Genomic DNA, 23,391 nt, shown 5'->3' on the forward strand with positions numbered 1-23,391 from the left:
GCCTTGCGATTTAGGTACCCGATGCACCGTATTTATGAACTCTAAAGTGAAACAAGTTCTTAGAGAAGGGGCATCTGTGGCAGATATAGCGGCCGGTCTATCTTATTCGGTTGTTAAAAATTGCTTATACAAAGTGTTACAGCTAAAAAATACAGATGAACTCGGCGAATATATTGTTGTACAAGGAGGTACCATGCGCAACGACTCCATAGTAAGAGCTTTGGAAAAGCTGACGGGTAAACAAATTTCCCGTAGTGACTGTCCTGAGCTCATGGGTGCCCTGGGCTGCGCTTTATATGCCCGTCAAATAAAAAACACATCAAATATAGATTTGGGAAATATGTTACAACGGGCTGAATACACATCGAAACAAAACCAATGCCGAGGATGTGAAAATCAATGCACTGTAACACAATACAAATTCAACAACGGGAATTATTATTATTCAGGAAATCGTTGCGAAAAAATATTCTCTAACAAAGGGAATCAATCTAATCAAGGAATAAATGCATACTCTCATAAAACAAAATTATTGTTTGACAGAAAAACCGAAATAGTGAATCCTTCACTCACAATAGGTATTCCACGTTGTCTAAATATGTATGAAGAATACCCTTTTTGGCACACATTATTTACCCATTGCGGTATACAAGTATACCTCTCAGAAACATCGACTTTCAATAAATACGAAGTTGCCGCCAGAATGGTAATGTCTGACAATATCTGTTTTCCTGCCAAATTAGTTCACAGTCATATCCAAAACCTTATAAAGCACAATGTTGACCGGATATTTATGCCATTTGTCGTATACGAAAAAACAGACAAACAGCAACAAAACAGTTATAATTGTCCTATCGTATCGGGTTACTCTGAAGTCATAAAAAGCGTACAATCAGGAAATATCCCCATAGACTCCCCCGCCATTTCTTTCAAAGATACGAAACTCTTATATAAGCAATGTAAAAAGTACCTAACACAATTAGGAATTTCAGAAAACACGATCAAAACAGCATTTGACCATGCCCAAAAGGAACAATATCTTTTTGAAGAACAACTTATCCTCTACAATAAATCAATACTGGATGATAGTAATAAAACACAAAAGTTAACCATACTTTTGGCCGGACGACCATATCATTCAGACCCACTTATACAACACAAAGTATCAGATATGGTTGCTGCTCTGGGAGTAAATGTAATAACTGACGATATCGTCCGGCATCAAGACATCACTCTCAATGACATTCATTTTGTCTCACAATGGGCATATACAAATCGTATTCTCAAAGCAGCCAAATGGGTTGCATTACAAAATAACGATATTCAATATATGCAATTAACATCCTTCGGATGTGGCCCAGATGCTTTTTTTACCGACGAAGTACGCTCTGTACTTAAACGACACGGAAAAACATCGACACTCTTAAAAATAGATGATGTAAGTAACGTGGGCTCTATTAAATTACGTGTACGTTCTTTGATAGAAAGCTTAAAAATAAGTCTACAACTACATAATAACAAAGGTGTAGCATCTTTTGATACCACACCCATATTCGGGACAAAAGACAAAAAGAAAAAAATTATAGCACCATTCTTCACACCATTCATTTCTCCTCTTATCCCATCAATTATGAAAGTTGCCGGATATGATGTAGAAAATCTACCTGCAAGTGATACAGCCTCATGTGATTGGGGCCTAAAATCAGCTAATAATGAAGTCTGCTACCCAGCAACTCTTATTGTAGGAGATATTGTCAAAGCATTTAAAAGCGGGCGTTATGACCCTGAAAATACAGCAGTCACTATCACCCAGACGGGAGGCCAATGCCGAGCAAGTAATTACATCTCTCTTATTAAAAAAGCTCTTGTAGATAATGGCTATGCTAATGTACCCGTAATATCATTATCTTTCGGCAGCGGTATAAATAATAAACAACCCGGATTTAAAATCAACTGGTTAAAAATAATACCAATCGCTTTATCCTCAATCTTATATAGTGATTGTATCTCTAAATTTTATTATGCATCAATAATCAGAGAAAAACGACAAGGAGAAGCAACTGTCCTGAAAGACAAATACATCGAGAAAGCTAAAGATGCTATTTTACAAAACGAGCCAAAGATACTGTATCAATACCTATCTTCCGCAGCAAAAGAATTCAATCAAATTTGTAAAAACGGATCTTATCCTAAAGTAGGTATCGTAGGTGAAATATTTTTAAAATTCAACCCTTTTGCACAAAAAGATATTACACACTGGCTAATCGACCGACATATCGAAGTCGTACCTCCTCTATTGATTGACTTTTTCCTGCAAAGTTTTGTAAATTTAAAAAATAATCAAAATAATCATCTTCAGAAAAAAAATATACCCGATTTTATTATAAATTGGCTATACAACAAAATCCAAAAGACTATATCTGCAATAAACGAAATAGGAAAAGAATTTCATTATTTCACACCTTTCGAAAATATCTTTACAAAAGCAAAAGATGCAGAAAAAGTAATATCCCTGAACGCTCAATTCGGAGAAGGTTGGCTAATTTCCGGTGAAATACTTTCCTTTGCTCGCCAAGGAATAAATCATGTCGTCAGTCTACAACCTTTCGGTTGTATTGCCAATCATATCATAGTCAAAGGGGTAGAAAAAAGGATAAAAGCTTTATATCCTCAAATGAATATCCTATCATTAGACTTTGATAGCAGTGTTAGTGACGTAAATATCATAAACCGTTTATTATTATTTATCGACAATATAGAAAATCAGATATGGGAGCAACAGAAAACAATCATTTAGAACAACGTATCATCGAAACGGCCCAACAACTATTTATAGAAAAAGGATTTACAGAAACCAGTATGAGCGATATCGCTCATACCGTCGGCATCAATCGTACCACACTTCACTACTATTTCAGAACGAAAGACAAAATGTTCCAAGCCGTATTCAATAAGATTATAACCTCCATTATTCCACGGGTACATGATATCCTGACTCAAGATATACCATTCATTGAGCGTATCGACAAAATACTGGACGAATATATTATGAAATTTACCGAAAATCCTTTTCTACCCAAATTCATTTTCGGAGAAATACAACGCGATGTAAATCATCTATTACATACCATTAAAGAATTGAATTCCGATAAATACTTCGAAGCACTCAAACTGTATTTATATACAGAAATGCAACAAGGTAAACTTAAAAAGGTTCCTTTACATTTTGTGTTCCTCACTTTTTATGGGCTACTCGCATATCCTATGATTTCAAAAAATCTACTTGTAACAGTTTTTCTAAATGGAAAAGAAGAAAACTTTACTCCGATGTTGCAAGAATGGAAACAATATATAATAGAACAAATGAAACATTTACTATGCTACGACTGAAAGTCATTTCTCTAAAATCCAATAAATGCCATTTTATTACTTTATGAAGACAGCATTTATTGGAATACTATATCATTAAAAAATCTGCCACCATCTTTTTTCATGGAGCTGCGATTCCATATTCTGTTCTTCTTCCCCGTAGCCATAACCATAGCCGTAACCGTAACCATAGCCATATCTCTTCTGTTTCATACCAACGCCGTTCAATAGAATACACAATTTTTTGAATGCATTCCCTCTATAAATACGTTCCACATCAGCCAATTGACGACGATCCATCAATCCCTCCCGAATTACATAAATAGTAATATCGGTTACCCGAGCTGTAATGGAAGCATCGGCAACCATCATGGATGGGACACTATCTATAATGATATAATCATAACGGTTTCGTATCTCGTCAACCAAAATATCTAATCGTTTACTTAATAATAATTCAGCTGGATTTGGAGGAGTAGGGCCTGCATGTATCACATCTAAACATTCATGAAATTCATCTTTCATTATTAATTCGTCTATATTATTAACTCGCCCAGACAAGTAATTTGTTAATCCAATACCCTCTGCGTGCATACGCTTGCTTAAAGACCGCTTCCGTAAGTCCACATCTAATAACAATACTTTCTTCCCAGCCAAAGCCAATGTCATAGCCAAATTAAACGACACAAAAGTCTTACCTGATCCTGGATTTGCTGATGTCAACATAATTACTTTCGCATTATTTTCACCACCGACCATAAAATCCAAATTAGTACGCAATATTCTAAAAGCCTCCGACACACTATCTCGCCCGCCCTCTCGAACTATGACAATATCTCCTTCAGCTTTATTTCTCTTAAACGGTATCTCAGCCAAAAAAGGTACGGTAGTATTATCTTCAATATCTTTGCGTCCTCGTACCGTGGTATTTAATAACATAATCAAAGCTATCACTGCGGCAGGAATCACACACCCAATAGCCAGAGCTGCCAATAATATCATCATCGTTTTCGGAGACACTGGCGTATCACTGCCATTAGCAGCATCTATTACCCGAGCATTACTCTCAGTAATCGCCATATTCAACGCATTTTCTTCCCTCTTATTTAATAGATACAAATATAATTCCTCTTTTATTTTTTGCTGACGAGCAATAGATAAAACTTGTTTTTCTTGAGAGGGGACTGAAGCAATTTTATGCCGAGCTATCTGCTCTTGCTCTTGTATGCTCTTCATCCTAATATTCAAAGTAACTAATAAATTATCTATTGATTGAATGATAGAATTTCGCATAGTCGATAATGTCTGATTCAAATCTATAACCATGGGATTTCGGTCACTCGAATTTGACATTAACCGGTCCCGTTTTAATAAAAGTTGGTTATATTCTGATATAGCTCCTGAAATTTCAGCACTTTCTATACCTGTATTAGCAGGTATCAAATCATTTATTTTTACTGGATCAGACAAATAGTCTTTTATAAAATTTACCAAGCTTATCTGATTCTCTAAGCTCACCCCTTCACTCATATATCCACTTTTCATTGTTAGAGACATCCCTGCTTCCGAAGTAATATCTGTTAACTCATTTTCCTTTTTAAAAGTTTCTATTTGGCTATCTACATCCCCTAATTCTTGACTGATAATTTCTAATCGGTCATCAATAAATCTCGCAGTATTTACAGCCAATCGATTTTTATCGGCGATAGCATCCTCATTATATTTAGCTATCAATGTATTTATCACATCTTCGGCCCGTTTTATATCAGTGTCATTCATTGTAATATTCAACGCCCCTCCATTCTTACTTTCTAAAGAAACTGAAACAGCCCTTCTATATCGAGTAGTAGCATCTTTCAACCGTCTTTTATTTACTGTGATGACCTTTTTTTTAAACTTTGTCAAAGGAATTCCCGTATTATTTACAACTAGCACTCCAACCGGAGTAGAAACCGTATCTCCTAATTGTACCTTTTTTGACCAATCTTCATTCGAAGTAAAATCTGACAACAGAACTTCTTGATCTGAAATAGGAACAATATCAAAAGAGAACTGTGAATTGTTGTCTTTTGTTATAAAACTCACGGCTAACGGACTATCTTTATACAAACTCCTATCTCGTAATCCTCCTTGCATCACATAACCCACATCTAAATCTAATTGAGAAACTACATCTTGCATCAAATGATAGGACTGAAATATCAACATTTCCGTCTCTGCACTACTACGCACATTTATCATATCCATAGAGCCCAAGTCTTTGAACATAGCCGACTCGGAAAATCCCCCAGATTTATTATCTTTTATTATCACCGATGCCGACCGAGTATAAATATATGGTAAAGTCTGTACATATACATAAGCGATACTCAAACATACGATTACCGAAAGAGCAAACCATTTCCAGTTGGCAAGACCGATCTCCAGTATATCGCGCAGACTTAAACCATTATCTGTACTTTCCTCTACTTGCTGACCATATATTTCTTGTTGTTCCTTTGCCATATAAAGATTATTTAAAAATAAGTACTGCAATTGTCGTCAAGAAAGAAGCAACCGAAATCCATAACCCGACAGAATTATTCTGATTGATATTCGTCTGTCCAGCTCTATATTTATTCGGCTCTACATATACCATATCATTCTGTTGCAAATAATATGCAGGAGAATCGAATACCGATTTCGAACGCAAATCATTATATACAATTTGCCGATTGCCATTTACCTCCCGTATCACCATCACCCGGTCACGCTTCCCGTAAATCGTAAGATCACCAGCCAAGCTCAATGCCTCGAACAACGTAATCCTATCAGATGATACATTATACGTCCCCGGATGATTCACCTCCCCGATAACAGAAATTTTAAAATTCAAAAATTTCACCAATACCACTGCATCATTTACATATCCTCCGGATTTCAATAGCTTTTCTATCTCATCGGCTACCTCATCTCGCGTAAGACCTCCTACATGTATCCTTCCTAATATCGGGAAATTGATATCTCCATCTGCATCGACTAAATGTCCCTGTATTTGACTCGAAGCAGCTGAAGTCCCCTGTCCGGCAGATAACCTAACTTCAGGCAAGTTAAAAATACTCACTAATTCCGGATCCCGACTATTCACGATAATACTCAACAGGTCATTCGGTTGTATTTTTATCTCCTGCTCTTTTTGTATCTGCAAAATAGTATCCTGTTTTACATCCTGCAAATACAAAACCTTCTTCTGAGCTGTACAAGAAGACAATAACACAATTGCCATCAAAAAACACTTATATAAACTTTTCCCTTCCATGACAAATCCGGTATAAAATCCATTTATTTTATATTTTTCAAAATCTCTTTTACTATCATATGTACATCCTTTTCCGTAACCCAAGGACCACTTGGAAGACAAAGCCCCACCTTAAATAAAGATTCACTCACACCATTTACATAAGCCGGTACATTCCGATAAACGGGCTGTTTATGCATAGGTTTCCATAATGGACGACTTTCGATGCCCATTGCATCCAATACCACACGCATAGCCTCAACATTCCTATTCGGTTCGCAATCGGTATGCACATTTTCAACCGTATGCGTGACCCCTGCCGCACCCCCGACAGCTCCTTTTACGACTGTCATATAAGCCTTCTCCTCTCCTGCTACATGTAAATCAGGCGAAATGGTAATCGTATTAAGCCAATAATTTGAATCGTAGCACGCTGAAGGATTTCTATGGAATACAATACCCGGCACATCATCGAACAACTCTTCATATAATGCCGCCAAACGTTGATGATGACGAATATGTTCCTCCAAAACCGTCATCTGCCCACGTCCTATTCCGGCACAAATATTCGACATCCGATAGTTATAACCGACTTTCTCATGTTGATAATAAGGATATCCTTCTCGAGCTTGAGTCGCATAAAACATGATATTCTGTTTATCCTCTTGATCTCCGCAAATCAACGCTCCACCTCCGGAGGTCGTAATCATCTTATTGCCATTGAAAGAAAGTACACCATACTTTCCGAACGTCCCGCATATTCGACCATTATAACGACTTCCCAATCCCTCCGCAGCATCTTCGACAACAGGTATATCGTATTTATTGGCAACAGCCATTATTTCATCGATTTTCGCAGGCATTCCATACAGATAAACGACAACAATAGCTTTCGGCTTCTTTCCCGTTCGAGCCATCCTGTCCTGAATTGCGTTCTCCAGAAGCTCAGGATCCATATTCCAAGTATCCGATTCGCTATCTACCAGTATTGGGACAGCACCAAGGTACATAATCGGATGACAAGAAGCACAAAATGTAAAAGACTGGCAAATTACTTCATCACCGGCCTGAACTCCGCAAGCGACCAATGCCAAATGCACGGCAGCCGTCCCAGCAGATAATGCCACGACCTTCTTGTCCTCACCGACAAAATTTTCCAAATCCTGCTCAAAAGCATTCACATTCGGCCCCAAAGGCACTACCCAATTGGTATCGAAAGCCTCTTGGATATACTTCTGCTCCTCTCCACTCATGTGTGCGAGACACAGGTAAATTCTTTTATCCATTATATTATAGCTAAATATTTAAAGTCAATAAATCTTTCAATTCCGGTATTTTAAAATCAGGTAAATACTCTTCAGGCAAGTCAAAATCCTGCCGATGAATATTTCTTCCATCATCTAAAAGACACACCGTCTTCCATCCCAGCCGATTAGGAGATACAAAATCTTTTTTAATATTATCCCCTACATAAACAAAATCGGCATTTACATATTTATGCTGAAAAAACAAATAATTCTTTTTCGATGGTTTTTCTGTACCAAATTCCTCAGATATAATCAAGTCATCTTCCTTAATGAAGCGGTCTAACTGCAAAGCACAGAATTTATTACGTTGAGGGATGGAATATCCGTCTGTTATGATACCTAAATTACACTCTTGCCGAAGGACGTCCAACATTTCACAAGTACCCCACTCCAACCGGATATTAGGTTTATGCGTTCTGTACATCCTTAACAGATCCGTCGTCATTAGCGGTAAATCGTATTTCTCAATCATTAAAGAAAATACATCCATTTTCGACTCATAAGCCTTTATCATAAACGGATAAATATCCGTTTGGGAAAATTCTACTTCTACCCAATCTGCAATCTCCCGATAAGCAGAGCGTAAAAAGTCGATCTCTTTATATAATGTATCGTCAAGATCGAATACAAATACTTTATTCCTCATGAACTATTATTTCACTATCATACCTCAACATTAGTGTATTATTTTTCCAAGTATCAGTATAATCCAAAGTCTCTCCCAATACATATTCTCTAATCATATATTCCGGGAAATTGGCTCCCGCATAATACGAAAGAGGATATCCCCCTCCAAAGCGAGGATTTATCTCGATACCGACAACATCATCATCTGAATCTCTATAAAACAATTGAATACAAATACAACCAATCACCCCAGGTAAATAGGCTAATCGTTCTTTCAGGAACTGAACTAAATAATTTTTTCGAGTATATCCTTTATTTATTTCACCGGCACGAATCTCAATCCTTTCACGAGGCACGATAGATTTTACCTTATTGTCTTTACCATAGTACATATCTACCGTAAACTCTTTATATACATTCTTATCAATATACTCCATAAAAATCAATTTAGGATGATTCAAGATCTCCGGAGTCAACTCTTCTTTATCTCTTATAATATACAAGTCTTTACTCAAAGAGCCATCATACGGTTTCGCAAACATCGGAAACCGATCTCCATACTTATCTCTTAAAGCTGGAACACGAATACCGTGCTCACTCAAAAATATGCCGGTATTCCGTTTATCGCGACAAGCCTGCACAAAAGAGAAATCCGAAACCATTACATAAATTCCCTGTTTTTCAAACCGACCTTTATTTTCCGCTAAAATCAAAAGTTCCGTATCTATCGTCGGGATAATTATCCCAATATTATTAGAGATACATATTTCTAAAAGATTATCTATATATTCATTTGATGTTACACGCGGAACCTTAAAACATCCATCAGAAATCACTGCCGCAGGAGACAACCGAGGATTCATCTCCGTTGTGTAGACTTTTGAAACCGCTGTAATTTTTTTTAGCTCTTCTTGAAAAAATCGTACCAATTTAACCCTCTTTCCTACAGAAGATATCAAAACATTAAACACCATATCCATACTCAATTATTCCCTTCAAAAAATTCCATTGTCGCACTCGTATCCGAAGAAATTCCCTCTCTCTTAAATACCTTTTTTATAGTCATAAAAACAATTTTCAAATCCAGAAGAAAAGAGCAATGGTCCACATACCATACATCCAACTCGAATTTCCGTTGCCAAGATATAGCATTACGTCCATTCACTTGAGCCCAACCCGTTATTCCCGGGCGCACTTCATGTCTGCGCGCCTGCTCCTTATTATATAAGGGCAGATATTGTACAAGCAAAGGACGAGGGCCTATCAGTGCCATATCTCCTTTCAAAACATTGATCAGTTGAGGCAACTCATCTAAAGATGTAGACCGTACAAAACGACCGACTTTCGTCAAACGATCTGCATCAGGCAACAGATTCCCCTTCTCGTCACGCTCGTCTGTCATAGTTTTATACTTAATCAACTTAAATATCCTCCCATTTTTACCCGGACGTTGTTGACAAAAAAATGCACCCACTCCTTTATTCGCAAAATGAAGCCAAACAGCGACAACCAATAACACCGGCCAAATAATCGACAACACACTCAGGACGATAAGAAAATCCAATATACGTTTAAAATAGCACTTATACATAGACCAAAATTTCAATCGATAAACAATCGAATATTATATCTCAATTTTTCTTACACTTTCCCAATCAATGCCTTTTATAGCCTGCGCTACACTAACAAAATCATACTCATCAAGTAATCGAATGAACTTATCATACGCCCCCTCTATTCCATAATAATTTTTAAAGTATCTCATATTCCAAACTCTCTTTTGCCCTTTATCGAAATCTCTCATATGGAAATAGGTCATCAAGTAGTTATTTTTGCCGATAAATTTCTTTAATAATGGAAAAGGGAACAATCGGAAATATCCTCCACCCGAGAATGCTACGTCTCTTCCCAACACACGCGTCACATTAATAGGAAGCTCCTTCATTTCCGTTCCTCGATAACTTACAATAACTGGCTTATCTTCCGAGAATTCAGGAAATCCCCCAAAATCTCTGCTCGCAGGAAAAATAGAACAGTCATATTCTATTCCCATTTCAGATAAAATATTCAATGCCCATTTATTCCTACTTCCGATCGAAAAAGCCGGAGCTCTATATCCTTTTACCTTTTCACCCGTAATATCCTCAATCGAAGCTAAAGCCTCATACGTATCCTCATAGAATTCCTTTTCAGAAAGGTCTGTCAACCATCGGTGTTCATTCGAATGACAAGCAATCTCATGCCCCGCTTCTGCAATTCTCCGTACTACAGAAGGGAATTGCTTGGCCAACTTTCCCAAACAAAAGAAAGTCGCTTTAATACCTCTTTTTCCCAAATCACCCAATACACGGTCCAAAAGCACGTCGTATCGTCCGGCATATTCATCTACAGAACCTTGCCCATGAAACTGCAAAATATACCACTCTTCGATATCGAAAGTTAAAATATAAGACTGTTCCATCAGTTTTCTCCTCTCCGTTGAATTTGCTTAACCACTTTTGCTGGTCTTCCCGTCGCAATCGTCCATGCCGGGATATCTTTCGTTACCAATGACCCGGCTCCGACGATGGCACCTTCTCCAACCGTAACTCCCGGCATGACCATCGATCCCATACCGATCAGACAACCTTTTTTCAAATGGATCTCTCCCAATCGATATCCGAGCTTCGCATAATCGTCACCGACATAGTAATGAGACAAATCTCTCTGGTGACAAAGTAATGTACACTGTCCGGCAATATGCACATGATCTTCCAGAACTATTAAATCGGCATGGCCGGCATCTATTATCACATGCGCTCCGATAAAAACGTCTTTCCCGACTCGGCATCCTACCCATCTCAACACTTTAGGCCGAAGTTTTCTCGGACTTATAGGTTCCAATAATGCCGAATTCATCAGATACTTCAACAGAAAAGCGTTTTTCATATTCTTAAAACCTCTACTAAAAACATCCGTCAAAGAGATCTGTCCGTATTCCTCCTCCGAATAATTCAGCCCCAATTTCCGAAGAAATAAATATGTTCTACTCAATTGTTTTCCCATTTTTCTCTCCTATTAATAATTTCTCGATATATGGCCAGACTTTTTTATGATCGAAATTCTCGACAACCCATTCTCGGGCATTCATCCCCATCTCTCTCCTTAAGTCTGCATCCAACAGTCTCTCAACGCCACAACATATACCTGACGGAGAAATGTCGATATAAAAACCAGTCTTCCCATCTATAATCGAATCGATACAACCGGTCTTTCGCGAGGTCAATATCGGCTTTTCCATTGCCGACGCTTCCAATACTGCAGTAGGAAATCCTTCTCTATAAGATGGAAGTATCAGCAAAGACATTATAGAATAGTATAACTCCATATTTCCATCTACAAAGCCGGTAAAAACGATATCTTGAGAAGCTCTCATATATTCGACCAACTCTAAAGGTATCGAATCTCTCTTTTCCAATGGACCCACTACCAACAATTTAAAAGAAAGATGCGGATATTTCTCTTTCAATAGTTTAAATCCTTCCACGAGTTCTATAACGCCCTTATCTTTCACCAATCGACCGCAAAATCCAATGACAATATCCGAATCCGAAATCTGCAATTGCCGTTTAAGCCTCTTTTTATCGTCATCGGAAATCCTCTCCGGATTAAATTTGTTCTGAGTATCTATCCCACCGCAGGTACCTTTCCCTAAAATCACCTGTTTGTCTATAACATCTATTTTTTCTCTCAATCGTACTTGTGATACGGACCGACTAACACAAACAACATAATCGGCACAAAAAGATTCGAACTTGCTTTCCCAAAGTAAAAGTTTCCTCTTGAGCCCCCTCGATGTTTCAAACAATGCTCCATGTGCAAATATTACTATTTTAGGAACCCCCATTATCTTACCAGCTAATACAGACAACAACCGGCCTTTTACTTGATGCCCGACTATAACATCGATCTTATTCTTACGGATATATTTACATATAGCAATCAAAGCCTTTAAATCCTTGAAAGGAGACAGTTGTCTTTCTAAAACAACGCTCTTATATGCAATCCCTTGCTCCTTAGCAAACGCATCTAATCGCTCTGCCGGACTGCATATCAAATGCATATTCGCACCTTTTTCATTTAAATAACGAAATTGAGGACCGATAAAATTTTCTGCTGATAAAAACAGATTTATAACTTCTAAAACATTCGACATTATAATTCCTGTTTTATTTTATTTAATGTATCTACAAAAGCGGCCGACTCCTCCGATGACGGGGCTTTTCCTCTCAGCTTCAATACCCTTTCTGCACCCAACAAAGGAAAAATAAAAATACTGGCCAGATAACGGACTCCACCCTTAAAAAACGATTTGTACTTTTTATTTTTGCAAGCAATCAAAACCTCACGTCTATAAATCCGAGGCAATCGAGATAAGGAAAAAGAATCGAACTCTGAATAATAATACAAAATATCATCTGTTATCATATAATTTTTCCCAGCAAAAGCCTTCGAAAGAAAATCTAAATCTTCCCCTCTTTCCAGCGAACAATCATAGTGTGTCCCAGGTTCGACATCCTCAGCCCTAAAAATCGAATTTGCATGAGTTACCGGACATCTTCCTGACAATGGCATTTTCTTTATCACCGAATCACCTTTTCCTCTTACCATCGTACAATTTTTTTCATAGCTGAACGAAAACAACCCACCACTCAATAATGAAATTTCAGGATTGTTCTCCATCATTTCAACCTGTCTCGACAACTTCTCGAAATGATAAATATCGTCGGCATCAAGCATGGCAATATACTTTCCCCGGGCCAATTCCAACCCTTTTTGTCGGGCACTCGAACGGCCTCTATTCTTATCGAAATGATAAATAACGAAACGTGTATCCGTCAGTCTGTCGAGGAAATCCTGAGTATTATCTGTCGATCCGTCATTAATGATTATACATTCCCAATCGGAATAAGTCTGTATCAATAATGATTGTATCGAATATCGGATGTAAGGCATGCCATTATAAACCGGCATAATAACAGAAACCATAGAATAACAATATTTTAACTTCTAATCCACATAAAATATGCAAACAGATAATACAATAAAATAACTATGGCAAGTACACGATTACGATTCTTAAAAGTATTCATTCGTACTAATGGATACGCAAAAACCAAAGGAATCAAAAACCAAGATAAAGATGCAATTCTATTCGAATAATTACTTCTTATAACCAATACCCAAATCGCATTAGCCAATACATAAGTTCCGTAAATAAAATTATAATATAAATCTGTCGCCTTATTTTTTACAATTGCATAATATCCCCAAAAAACCGGTATCGAACTGTATATTAAAAAATCCCATCTAAAACCGGTATATGAAAATACAGAGGGGTCTATTGTCGTAAGTTCTTCCGCCAAATAACCTTGGCCTTCCGATGAAATAAAATCATATCTCAAAAATATATCTTCGACATAACGTCCGACAAGAAGAGAAAATATAAAAGATAAAAACCAAAATAATAAAATAAATTTCGGTTTCGGAAAAAACTTAGATACTAAAATTGCCCCAATCGTAAGAATAGATGATCCATGTATACAATAGGCCAAGAACAAAAACAAAAAGAAAAGGATATTTTTGTTCCAATAATATATAGCCCACAATATCATGGCAAATGCCCAACCATTGCGAATACCATTGACACCAAAACTATACCAGATAAAATTAGTTGCAAAAAACAGTAATACAATAAATGAATAATTTTTACCTATTTTACAGGACAAATAATACATCGGTAAACAATATACCATCGCAGAAAAGATAAAAAACAGTTCCGGAGACAAATTAAAATACGCCCAATATACATACAGCCCATTGAACAATTTACTCTTTCCCCCCCAAACATCATCACTTAAAGAATGAATCCTGCTGAATCGTAAACCGTACCCCGCCGAATCAACAAACAATGGATCGATCCAATCTCTCCAACCGATAATAACGATCATGAAAAGCAAAAGAAAAACCGTATACCTTTTACTTTCATAAGAACGGGGCACATATCTTCCGGTACGCCCGATATAAGACAAGAATACTCCTAAAGTCAGCAGTAACAGAAAATTGTATAGAAATATATATTGTACCCTCGCATCAAGTACCATACCATTTATTCTATCTACAAATTATTCCCGACAACGCTTTATAATAATTTTGCCACGAATATTCCTGAATGGCTCTTTGTCTGGCTTTCAGTCCTTCTTCAGCAACAATCTCCGGATGGTCAATCAGGAACATCAACAATTCAGATAACTCTTTTTGAGAATCCTGAGTTATCAACCAGCCCCCATATCCATCTTTCACAGCATCCGGTATTCCCCCGGCACGAGTTCCAATAACAGCCGTTCCACAAGCCTGAGCCTCGACAAAAACCAACCCGAAACCCTCGACATTCTTTAATCCCAGTTCCTCCCTCGTGCACAAAACAAAAATATCTGCCGAAGAATAGAAATCACACAATTTACCGTCATCGATAAACCCTTCAAATCCAATGGTATCCCCAAGACGCAATTCCCGGGTCAAAGCCACCAATGATTCTTTATAAGGTCCATTTCCTCCGATAGTTAAAGATATTTTCTCTTTATATTTCGAAGGCAAAGAAGATATCACACGAATCAAAAAATCATGACCTTTAAACTTTTCCAATCGAGACAACGAGCATAAATGTAAAACGCCATCTCTCATCTTCGAAGAAGTAGGCCTAAAATAATCGTAATCAACAGCCAACGGTATTGTATAAACCTTCGACAGAGGAGAGCATAAGCGAACCAGTCTTTCCGTATAATGACTATTCGCAATAACACCAGAAGCTGATTTCAACAAATATTTCCGATAATATTTCCAAACATATTTCTGAAAAAAAGATTTACCAGGTAACAGTTCGGCACCGTGAGCTAACATATAAACTTTACGACCTGATAGCCATCCGAGCAAACCATCCGGATGAAAAGTACCGGTCAATATTATATCATCTCTCTCTGTATTTTTTTTCAAGTAATTCAATATACGCCACTCTAACAGTCCTCTTTTCCCGACAATACGAATAACATCCTCATCATTTTCCATATCTGTGCCGGAAGAAGCCAAAGTAACGACCCTTACAGACAAACCGTTTAACTTGCACTGCTTCTTTATCTCGAAGCAAAGCCGTGCTATTCCTCCATTGTTTGGAGGATAATCATATGTCAATATAATCACTCGCTTCATTTATATATAAATTTCCGCCCCGTTTTCTCACCCTTATCCATTTATACTCGGAGACTTCCATTGTCAATAATTTGTAACTTTGGGAGACATTGAGGCTTTTTGTCGGCCCTCGGTATATGCTTTTCTAAACACTTTAAACAGAGAACTATTTTTATATGCCAGCATATAGGACAAAACCAATTTGACAAGAACAAAATAAGCAGTCAGTCTTTGATATCGATTCAAATATCTATGGATGATAATAGACCGATTATGAACCAAGGCATAAATATACTTTTCAATATCCAAGACCCGGCATCCCCCTGTCGGAGCCGCTAAATGCCAAATATGGGCATTATAATTAAAAAACACCTTATACCCTGATTTTTTCACTCTCAGACAAATATCTGTCTCTTCATATAATGCAGCTCCGACATTCAAATATTCGTCAACACCCCCAACCTTATAAAAAACATCCTTCTTTATCGAATAATTTCCACCTCCAGCATGATCGACATACCCATTCTTCATCAAATGAAATCCACGTTCTGGGGTAGCCGAAAAAAAATGGAACACCCCCGTATTACGAGATTTCGGATTTTCCTTATATTTTTCTGTAATTCCGCCAGCAACGATTCCGATATGTTGCTGAGATATATACTTATAGTGTTCGGCTAAAAGATTCTCATTACATTCTATATCATCATCCAAATATAAAATATAATCGTACCGGGCACATTGTGCGCCGTAATTTCTGGCTTCAGGTAAACCTTTGAACATTGTCACATGGTGATAATGTACCTCATTTCCCAAATCTTCAAACTTCTGATTCGGTTTCGGAGATTGATCTACAATAATTATTTCATAGGGCTTATCGAATACTTGTCTTGCCAAATATTCGATAGTATTCGTCAAAAAACTTTCCCTATTCAAAGTCGGTATTACGACACTTATTCCATCCATAACATCATCTGCGCAATAAACTATTTTTTATAATTATCTTACTCAACAACCAGAATTCTTTTCCCGATAACCACCCGTAATGCAGCGCCTTTCTCAAAATTTTACAGCCTTTAAAAAATTCTTTATTCGCAAAAAAGCTAATCGATACATCGAAATAATTATATCTATATATCCTATTATATTCTTGCTTGGTAAGAATACCCAAATACGGATCTATCGCAGAAAAAAAATCATTTTTTACCTGTAAATACGTCTCTGCTTTAGGATTATTTCTCGCTCCTTCAATATGTATTCTCACCAAGGGTTTCTCTACTAAAAGCAAAGTATAATAATTAAAGAAGCGACTAAAAAATTCCAAATCGACATGACGTCTCATCGTCTCATTAAAACCCGAAACAACATCGAAAACTTCTCTTTTCAATAACACCGAAGAACCAAAATACGAAACCTGTCCCATCAACATCGGATACAGAAGATTCCCTTCATCATTCTTTTTCCTGAAAGACGTAGCAATCTCTTGTCCTTTACCTCTTTTCAATACATTACAATAAACACCACCGACATTACGGTCTTCTTTATATTCGGATAACAATTCTATTTGTCGCTCTATTTTATCAGGCAAAAACTCATCATCGTCATCTAAAAAACCGACAAATTCTCCTTTCGAAGTTTTTATGCCTTTATTCAGTGCCGCAGACTGCCTCAAATTGCGAGGTTGTCGTACATACGTTACCCTCCCGTTCGAAGCAAAATCTTCCATTACCATTTCCGTTTTCTTCCGATAATCAGAAACCGGATCATTATCATCTACCACTATAACTTCTACATTCGAATATGTCTGATTCAATATACTATTAATCGATCGCGCCAGCAATTCAGGACGTCTATAAGTCGTAATGACTATACTTACTAAAGGTAATGCCATCAATTTTTTATTTTATTTCATATCTCCGTTTATTCAATACATACCGAATTCGAAACAATAAATATCTCGTCACAATCCAATATATTCTTTTCAAAGGCTGCCTATAATATGATTTTAATGCCCGCTCCGCCTTCCTTTGTATTTTGATATCCTTATTTTCAACTAAAGCAAAATCTGTACATACATCGATACGCTGATTCTCATACGCATTCTGATCTTCTACCGAAGCATGAGTTCCACTTCCGTCGCGACCATAATTACGGACTTTAGATATCGTAGGAAAGATACATTTTTTATTCTCCAACAATAACTTACGAGCATACATCGTATCGCCGAATACATCTTTCTCATTCACAATCAATAATAAAGCGAAAATGGTAAAAATACGCTTCCGGGCAATTTTAATCGTCTGTTTGAAACTCGTTAACGTATGTATCACCGTTTCATACGAAAAATCCGTCTCATAATCTTCATAACGGTCTCTCCAAATAGCATATCCCCAAGCATCATACGCCGGTAATCTAATACACGTACAATTACGCATCTCCGGATAATCGGCAAGATGCAGATAACCACATACCGCTAAAATACCTGTATCATCGTTATATTTATCTAAAGCTTGATTGATATATTCTAAAAAATTCGGAGAAAAGATATTATCATCCTCCGTAAAAATAACCCTATCGTACTTCTCAAATATAAGTTTTTTTAACTCATGAGAGTTTCTTTCGGCACCATAATTATATTCTCGTTTTACGATATGTACTTTCTTAAAACCTTCAATTGAGACAAGATACTGCTCTATTTTTCTATATCCCTCCCAATGAGACTCTTTCGTCGGATAATCCAATCCAATATAAAGCTCAGTCTCACTCGCCAAAGAATTAGCAGCTAAAGACTCTACGCATTTCACCAAATGTTCATACCGGCACAATGTCGGTATCATTATCGGAGCATAACTCATCTCAAACGTATTATTGAAATAATATTGTCTAAATCTTTATTATTATACCTTTGATCAATAGGCAAAGGAATAATATCTTTAGCCAAATAATATTCTAATTGATCTTCCGTACACCACTGCATAACATTCGGCCAATAGGTAGGAACATATATCTTATTTTTAATAAGCCTATCCCTCAACGTACGATCATCAGACCAATACGGATACACCATAGGACAAGAAAAACTATTTATATCGCCAATATCAAACTTATTCGAAGCCGATAACCGATCATGCAGATATAAAAAATTAGAATTTCTGATGTTCTTAACCGTAGTAAAATCGATGTTCCCGATAAGAGCTTTTGTCAAATTTGACATATAGGCCATCTTCTGATCTTTCAGCTTCGTACTATTCATTCTAAATATCGAATAACCATCAGAAGCAAGACGGTCATACCGAGAAAGTAAATGCTCGCACCTATCGTACGACTTGTCGAAATCAAGTTCCACTTCCTCTCTCTTTTCACAATAGGCAACTCCGCCGTCCGGTAACCCGACAAATTTTCTCGGACTATAAAAAGTCGGAATATCCATCCATCGTTCCGCAAATAAAGCCTGAGAATTATCGATTATCAAACAAGACTTATACACATTTGCCAATTGTTTTACATAATAATCTTTTATCCCGAAATAATTGGTATATAATACATAATCTCCATCTCCCAATTTCAAACAATCTTGAATCTCCAAGTTAGAGTCTATACCATAGAACTCATATTTTATTCCCCTTCTCAATATAGGCTCTAACACCACCTCACAGGTATAAAACGGAAGAAAGATTTTCTTTACCGATAATTGCATCAGAATATATTCGAAACTACATCTTCCCGAATTGAGCAATATCCCACCATAATGAGAAAAATTACAAATCCTGTTTAGCTCCAAATGGAAATAACCGCCAATTTCTTCCATAATATTAATCAGTTACAATACGTCGACAAGGATTTTCGATTCAATATCGATTTCGGCCAGATCCATCGCCGATTTATCAGAAAAATGCAGAAAGACGATACCGACAGCTTTACCGGCACCATCGAATGCTTCGACTCGATCACCTTGCCGCTTATATATTACCTGTCGATAAACTGCAGACTTTAGTTCCGGAGCAATACTTATCCCACTGAAAATGCCATCCACGTTACTATGCAACACGTAGGTCATGAAAGCTCCCTTAGCTGACACGGGATTTAACTCAACCGACTCACCCATACATATTTTTATATTTGCTTCGATAAGATCAACACCAAAGGCATCTGAGAGTTGAATAGGGATCATATTTCCACCTGCACGTGGACCAACTTCAAGGAAATGGATACTGTCGTCTCTACCAACTAGAACCTCTATGTTGAATTCTCCAAAACGAACATTCAACGCATCCACAAGCCGTTGGAGTTCTGAGTATAATCGTTTCTTCTGCCTATCAGAAAGCCCATTAGGTCTCTTTTCCCCAATAGGAATGAGACTTTTTCCATGGTCACCACGCAGGCATTCCATATCACCGAATAAAACTATTTTACCACTTTCCACAAAAATATCGCCACCTATCACATAGGGATAGATACGCTCTATAAATTCTTCGGCTATAAGAATCTTATTGCGTGAATAACAGTCAGCATATGTGATTGCAGTAGCCAAAGATCCTGAGTCGTTTAAAAATGATACGCCCTTTGAGCCAGATGAATCAGTAGGTTTTACAACTATGGGAAAGCGCATATTTTCAATTCCTTGTTGCACCTCCACCAAGGATGTAGCAGGAGAAAAAGTAAATGTGGCAGGGCATGCAAAACTATTTTCCTTAAGAAACTCTCGAAATTTATGCTTAACACCTAATATCTCAACAGCCTTTACAGGATTGGTCGGCAAGCCGAGACGCTCACAAACCAATGCAGCCGGAAACGCCGCAGGGTCAGAAGCATACGCCAAAATACCAGACACTTGTTCATCTTTGGCAATACGATAAACAGACTCAACATCGGTAGTGCTCTCTTGATACCATTTATCGGCAACAAACTGTCCGGGATTTTCGGAAAGATAGTCAATCAAAACTGTCCGATAACCGAGTCGTTTTGCTGTCTCAATGGCTGGCACCTGTTGACGAGAACCCCCAAGTAATAATATAGATTTCATTTCCTCACTTGTTCAATTACGCGTCCAACCTCATCTTTGTTCAGTGCATGATGCATAGGCAAACAGATGACACTATTGGCCATGCGGTAGGCATTGGGTAGATTCTCAGGATTGGCAGATGAGAGACCGCGATAAGTAGAAAATTCGCTGATAAGAGGATAGAAATAGCGACGTCCAAACACATTAGCTTCACGCATTTTAAAATAAAGTTCATCACGAGTCATTCCGTACTGTTCAGCATTGACGAAAATCGGAAAGTATGAATAATTATGTTTCACACCAGGCATATCTTCCATGAATGAAATTCCCGAGACATTACGCAATTCTCGCCTATATCTTATAGCAATTTGATGACGAGCTTCTATAGCTCTATCTACATACTCCAAATTTAAAATTCCATAAGCAGCTCGAATTTCATCCATCTTTCCATTTATGCCGGGAGCAACAACCGTAGTTTCATCCGCAAAACCGAAATTCTTTAAATAATCTATACGCTGCTTAGTCTTTTCATCATGACAAACCAAAGCTCCCCCTTCTATCGTATTATAAACTTTAGTAGCATGGAAACTAAGCGTCGACATATCTCCTGCGTCAATAATAGATTTATCACCTACTTCCACCCCAAATGCATGAGCCGCATCATAAATAACTTTCAAGCCATATTTATCGGCAATTTCTTGTATCTTCTCGGTATTACATGGCTTTCCATACACATGAACCGGCATAATAGCCGTCGTCTTAGGAGTAATAGCCGCCTCTATTTTATCAGGATCGATATTACAGGTCTGTGGGTCGATATCGACAAAAACAGGCTTTATCCCATTCCACCATAAAGAATGAGTAGTAGCGACAAAACTGTAGGGTGTCGTAATAACTTCCCCTGATATTCTCAGTGCCTGCAAAGCACAAATCAAAGGCAATGTCCCATTTGTAAATAAACTTATATATGGAACCTTAAGATACACACAAAGTGCTCTTTCCAACTCCTGATGGTAGTAGCCATTATTCGTCAACCATTTTTTATCCCAAATATCTTCTAAATAAGAGAAAAATTCATCCAACGGAGGTAACAACGGTGATGTTACTGTTATTTGCTTATCTGACATAAAAATATAAATTTAGGAAATCACTTTTTTATTATATTTAAAATCTCTTTCAATTCAGGAAGCCCCAACATATATGACCCCGTTGCATATATAAAAAAGTATATGATACACCCCAGTAAAAGCTGAGCCCAAACTACAGAGAAACAAGGGAGGAGAAGATAAACGACTACTCCGGAAAAAATCGACAATAAAAAAATCGGATAAATATCTTTCAGTTGAGACCAGATACTTAAACCTATCAACTTTTTTGTATAATACGTATTGACAAATAACCCTATATACCACGTAAATACCAGACCGCAACACATTACAAAAACACTATATTGAACAGTGATGCATAGAACCCCGATACCCAATATCTTCTTCACGACTTCTAAACGCAGCGTAAGGTCTGAACGACCCTTAACCATAATAATATTTAAGTTAATCAACGAAACCGGATACAGCATCATAGCAAAAGAGAGCAGTTTTAATAACGGTGCCACTTCAAGCCATTTATCCGTTAACAAAAAAGAAATCATCGGAGTACTCAACGCAGCCATAGCAATCATGATAGGAAACACTATATAGACCGATAACCTCAAAAGTCGACGATAATTATAATACAACCGCTCATCATCATCTTGCATTTTACTTAATACAGGATAAAATACCCGGCTCAATACCGTAGATATATTTTCCGAAGGTAAAATCGCAAAACCATACGCTCTGGTATAATATCCTAAATCTGTAGCAGAAAACTTCTTTCCTATCACTATAGTATATAAGTTCTGATATATCGTCTCCAATAATCCTGAAGCCAATAATTTAGAGCCAAACGAAAACATATCTACAAATGACTTCTTCGAAAAGCACCAAAGAGGACGCCATCGAGAATACAACCAAAACAAAGAAGCCGTCAACAGATTCAATAGCACACTCTGAATGGCCAAAGCCCAAAATCCCCATCCTTTATATGCCAAGAACAAAGCTGCTATACCAGAACAAAAAGATGCAATAAACGTAATTTTAGTTTGTGTTTTAAAATCGATACGAATGGTAAAATATGCTCGTTGTACGACACAAAAAGAATTGAATATCAAATTCAGACCGATAACACGCGTCAAAATAGTCAATCTCGGCTCATGATAAAATGAAGAAATATAAGGTGCCGAAACAAATAACAATCCATAGCACAATACTCCTATAACGATATTAAAATAAAAAGCCGTAGAAAAATCGACATCAGAAAGCTCTTTTTTACGTACAAGAGCTTTATAAAATCCGCTATCTATAAAAGTCTGAGAAACAGCCATAAAAACAGACAGCATCCCTATCAAACCATAATCGGATGGAAGAAGTAACCTCGCTATAATTATCCCTAAGATAAAATGTATACCTTGACTTCCAAACCGCTCAGAAGCACTCCATAATACCCCCTTAATAGTCCGAGCCTTTAACGACTGATCTTCCATAATTTAC

21 protein-coding genes are annotated in these 23,391 nt (G+C 37.3%); 2 read left to right on the plus strand and 19 right to left on the minus strand.

Annotated elements, in window-relative coordinates; all coding sequences use genetic code 11:
• Nucleotides 1-2,797 (plus strand): acyl-CoA dehydratase activase-related protein (locus BN2628_RS17600; RefSeq protein ID WP_257606436.1); only part of this gene is annotated, 2,797 nt, incomplete at its 5' end.
• Nucleotides 2,770-3,390 (plus strand): TetR/AcrR family transcriptional regulator, encoded by a 621-nt coding sequence (locus BN2628_RS08500; protein WP_021932050.1) that lies wholly within the window; start codon nucleotides 2,770-2,772, stop codon nucleotides 3,388-3,390. The genes BN2628_RS17600 and BN2628_RS08500, both read left to right, overlap by 28 nt.
• A 75-nt stretch (nucleotides 3,391-3,465) precedes the next feature.
• On the opposite strand, the gene BN2628_RS08505 is transcribed toward BN2628_RS08500, so the two are convergent.
• The 19 genes from BN2628_RS08505 to BN2628_RS08595 form a co-directional block, all read right to left on the minus strand.
• Nucleotides 3,466-5,874 carry a GumC family protein gene (locus BN2628_RS08505; protein WP_055096857.1) on the minus strand — a complete coding sequence of 803 codons (2,409 nt, stop codon included), beginning with the start codon at nucleotides 5,872-5,874 and terminating at the stop codon, nucleotides 3,466-3,468.
• Nucleotides 5,875-5,881: 7 nt separating this feature from the next.
• Nucleotides 5,882-6,634 (minus strand): polysaccharide biosynthesis/export family protein, encoded by a 753-nt coding sequence (locus BN2628_RS08510; protein ID WP_246469191.1) that lies wholly within the window; start codon nucleotides 6,632-6,634, stop codon nucleotides 5,882-5,884.
• Nucleotides 6,635-6,690: 56 nt separating this feature from the next.
• Nucleotides 6,691-7,932, minus strand: coding sequence for an aminotransferase class I/II-fold pyridoxal phosphate-dependent enzyme (locus BN2628_RS08515; RefSeq protein WP_055096859.1), 1,242 nt, complete (start codon nucleotides 7,930-7,932; stop codon nucleotides 6,691-6,693).
• A gap of 10 nt (nucleotides 7,933-7,942) precedes the next feature.
• A complete protein-coding gene (locus BN2628_RS08520; RefSeq protein WP_044225470.1) occupies nucleotides 7,943-8,599 on the minus strand; it encodes an HAD family hydrolase in 657 nt (218 codons plus the stop codon).
• Nucleotides 8,589-9,554, minus strand: a complete 966-nt coding sequence (locus tag BN2628_RS08525; protein ID WP_044225998.1) for an ATP-grasp domain-containing protein — start codon at nucleotides 9,552-9,554, stop codon at nucleotides 8,589-8,591. Before BN2628_RS08525 ends, BN2628_RS08520 begins: the two co-directional genes overlap by 11 nt.
• A gap of 8 nt (nucleotides 9,555-9,562) precedes the next feature.
• Entirely contained in the window at nucleotides 9,563-10,171 is a 609-nt protein-coding gene (locus tag BN2628_RS08530) for a sugar transferase (protein ID WP_044225473.1), read from the minus strand.
• Between the two features lie 33 nt (nucleotides 10,172-10,204).
• Complete coding sequence (locus BN2628_RS08535) at nucleotides 10,205-11,041, minus strand: polysaccharide deacetylase family protein (protein ID WP_044225476.1); 837 nt, start codon at nucleotides 11,039-11,041, stop codon at nucleotides 10,205-10,207.
• Complete coding sequence (locus BN2628_RS08540; protein WP_044225479.1) at nucleotides 11,041-11,625, minus strand: acyltransferase; 585 nt, start codon at nucleotides 11,623-11,625, stop codon at nucleotides 11,041-11,043. The genes BN2628_RS08535 and BN2628_RS08540 overlap by 1 nt, the downstream gene beginning before the upstream one ends.
• Nucleotides 11,606-12,775, minus strand: coding sequence for a glycosyltransferase family 4 protein (locus BN2628_RS08545; RefSeq protein ID WP_044225482.1), 1,170 nt, complete (start codon nucleotides 12,773-12,775; stop codon nucleotides 11,606-11,608). Before BN2628_RS08545 ends, BN2628_RS08540 begins: the two co-directional genes overlap by 20 nt.
• Complete coding sequence (locus BN2628_RS08550) at nucleotides 12,775-13,608, minus strand: glycosyltransferase family 2 protein (RefSeq protein ID WP_052431385.1); 834 nt, start codon at nucleotides 13,606-13,608, stop codon at nucleotides 12,775-12,777. The genes BN2628_RS08545 and BN2628_RS08550 overlap by 1 nt, the downstream gene beginning before the upstream one ends.
• Nucleotides 13,609-13,622: 14 nt before the next feature.
• Nucleotides 13,623-14,723, minus strand: coding sequence for an EpsG family protein (locus BN2628_RS08555; RefSeq protein WP_044225484.1), 1,101 nt, complete (start codon nucleotides 14,721-14,723; stop codon nucleotides 13,623-13,625).
• A 10-nt stretch (nucleotides 14,724-14,733) separates the two neighbouring features.
• Nucleotides 14,734-15,825 (minus strand): glycosyltransferase family 4 protein, encoded by a 1,092-nt coding sequence (locus BN2628_RS08560; RefSeq protein WP_055096861.1) that lies wholly within the window; start codon nucleotides 15,823-15,825, stop codon nucleotides 14,734-14,736.
• Between the two features lie 63 nt (nucleotides 15,826-15,888).
• On the minus strand, nucleotides 15,889-16,767 hold the full coding sequence (locus BN2628_RS08565) for a glycosyltransferase family 2 protein (RefSeq protein WP_044225489.1): 879 nt from the start codon (nucleotides 16,765-16,767) through the stop codon (nucleotides 15,889-15,891).
• A gap of 4 nt (nucleotides 16,768-16,771) precedes the next feature.
• Complete coding sequence (locus tag BN2628_RS08570) at nucleotides 16,772-17,692, minus strand: glycosyltransferase family 2 protein (RefSeq protein ID WP_052431386.1); 921 nt, start codon at nucleotides 17,690-17,692, stop codon at nucleotides 16,772-16,774.
• 7 nt (nucleotides 17,693-17,699) lie between these two features.
• Nucleotides 17,700-18,656, minus strand: coding sequence for a glycosyltransferase family A protein (locus BN2628_RS08575; RefSeq protein WP_052431387.1), 957 nt, complete (start codon nucleotides 18,654-18,656; stop codon nucleotides 17,700-17,702).
• A complete protein-coding gene (locus tag BN2628_RS08580) occupies nucleotides 18,653-19,609 on the minus strand; it encodes a hypothetical protein (RefSeq protein WP_044225491.1) in 957 nt (318 codons plus the stop codon). The genes BN2628_RS08575 and BN2628_RS08580 overlap by 4 nt, the downstream gene beginning before the upstream one ends.
• A gap of 12 nt (nucleotides 19,610-19,621) precedes the next feature.
• Nucleotides 19,622-20,824, minus strand: a complete 1,203-nt coding sequence (locus tag BN2628_RS08585) for an ATP-grasp domain-containing protein (RefSeq protein ID WP_044225493.1) — start codon at nucleotides 20,822-20,824, stop codon at nucleotides 19,622-19,624.
• Nucleotides 20,821-21,930 carry a DegT/DnrJ/EryC1/StrS family aminotransferase gene (locus BN2628_RS08590; RefSeq protein WP_044225495.1) on the minus strand — a complete coding sequence of 370 codons (1,110 nt, stop codon included), beginning with the start codon at nucleotides 21,928-21,930 and terminating at the stop codon, nucleotides 20,821-20,823. Before BN2628_RS08590 ends, BN2628_RS08585 begins: the two co-directional genes overlap by 4 nt.
• 20 nt (nucleotides 21,931-21,950) lie before the next feature.
• Nucleotides 21,951-23,384, minus strand: a complete 1,434-nt coding sequence (locus tag BN2628_RS08595; protein WP_044225497.1) for a lipopolysaccharide biosynthesis protein — start codon at nucleotides 23,382-23,384, stop codon at nucleotides 21,951-21,953.
• Nucleotides 23,385-23,391: the final 7 nt, after the last annotated feature.

Origin of the sequence: Gabonia massiliensis, from assembly GCF_001403595.1 — a bacterium.
GTDB lineage: Bacteria > Bacteroidota > Bacteroidia > Bacteroidales > Coprobacteraceae > Coprobacter > Coprobacter secundus.

Excerpts from the sequence above, each read along its gene's own strand:
- BN2628_RS08545 (WP_044225482.1), bottom strand. The coding sequence starts at position 12,775 with ATGTCGAATGTTTTAGAAGTTATAAATCTGTTTTTATCAGCAGAAAAT.
- BN2628_RS08550 (WP_052431385.1), bottom strand. The coding sequence starts at position 13,608 with ATGGTTTCTGTTATTATGCCGGTTTATAATGGCATGCCTTACATCCGA.
- BN2628_RS08595 (WP_044225497.1), bottom strand. The coding sequence starts at position 23,384 with ATGGAAGATCAGTCGTTAAAGGCTCGGACTATTAAGGGGGTATTATGG.
- BN2628_RS08515 (WP_055096859.1), bottom strand. The coding sequence starts at position 7,932 with ATGGATAAAAGAATTTACCTGTGTCTCGCACACATGAGTGGAGAGGAG.
- BN2628_RS08555 (WP_044225484.1), bottom strand. The coding sequence starts at position 14,723 with ATGGTACTTGATGCGAGGGTACAATATATATTTCTATACAATTTTCTG.
- BN2628_RS08530 (WP_044225473.1), bottom strand. The coding sequence starts at position 10,171 with ATGTATAAGTGCTATTTTAAACGTATATTGGATTTTCTTATCGTCCTG.
- BN2628_RS08590 (WP_044225495.1), bottom strand. The coding sequence starts at position 21,930 with ATGTCAGATAAGCAAATAACAGTAACATCACCGTTGTTACCTCCGTTG.
- BN2628_RS08585 (WP_044225493.1), bottom strand. The coding sequence starts at position 20,824 with ATGAAATCTATATTATTACTTGGGGGTTCTCGTCAACAGGTGCCAGCC.
- BN2628_RS08575 (WP_052431387.1), bottom strand. The coding sequence starts at position 18,656 with ATGAGTTATGCTCCGATAATGATACCGACATTGTGCCGGTATGAACAT.
- BN2628_RS08570 (WP_052431386.1), bottom strand. The coding sequence starts at position 17,692 with ATGGCATTACCTTTAGTAAGTATAGTCATTACGACTTATAGACGTCCT.
- BN2628_RS08500 (WP_021932050.1), top strand. The coding sequence starts at position 2,770 with ATGGGAGCAACAGAAAACAATCATTTAGAACAACGTATCATCGAAACG.
- BN2628_RS08580 (WP_044225491.1), bottom strand. The coding sequence starts at position 19,609 with ATGGAAGAAATTGGCGGTTATTTCCATTTGGAGCTAAACAGGATTTGT.
- BN2628_RS08535 (WP_044225476.1), bottom strand. The coding sequence starts at position 11,041 with ATGGAACAGTCTTATATTTTAACTTTCGATATCGAAGAGTGGTATATT.
- BN2628_RS08510 (WP_246469191.1), bottom strand. The coding sequence starts at position 6,634 with ATGGCAATTGTGTTATTGTCTTCTTGTACAGCTCAGAAGAAGGTTTTG.
- BN2628_RS08560 (WP_055096861.1), bottom strand. The coding sequence starts at position 15,825 with ATGAAGCGAGTGATTATATTGACATATGATTATCCTCCAAACAATGGA.
- BN2628_RS08520 (WP_044225470.1), bottom strand. The coding sequence starts at position 8,599 with ATGAGGAATAAAGTATTTGTATTCGATCTTGACGATACATTATATAAA.
- BN2628_RS08565 (WP_044225489.1), bottom strand. The coding sequence starts at position 16,767 with ATGGATGGAATAAGTGTCGTAATACCGACTTTGAATAGGGAAAGTTTT.
- BN2628_RS08505 (WP_055096857.1), bottom strand. The coding sequence starts at position 5,874 with ATGGCAAAGGAACAACAAGAAATATATGGTCAGCAAGTAGAGGAAAGT.
- BN2628_RS08540 (WP_044225479.1), bottom strand. The coding sequence starts at position 11,625 with ATGGGAAAACAATTGAGTAGAACATATTTATTTCTTCGGAAATTGGGG.
- BN2628_RS08525 (WP_044225998.1), bottom strand. The coding sequence starts at position 9,554 with ATGGTGTTTAATGTTTTGATATCTTCTGTAGGAAAGAGGGTTAAATTG.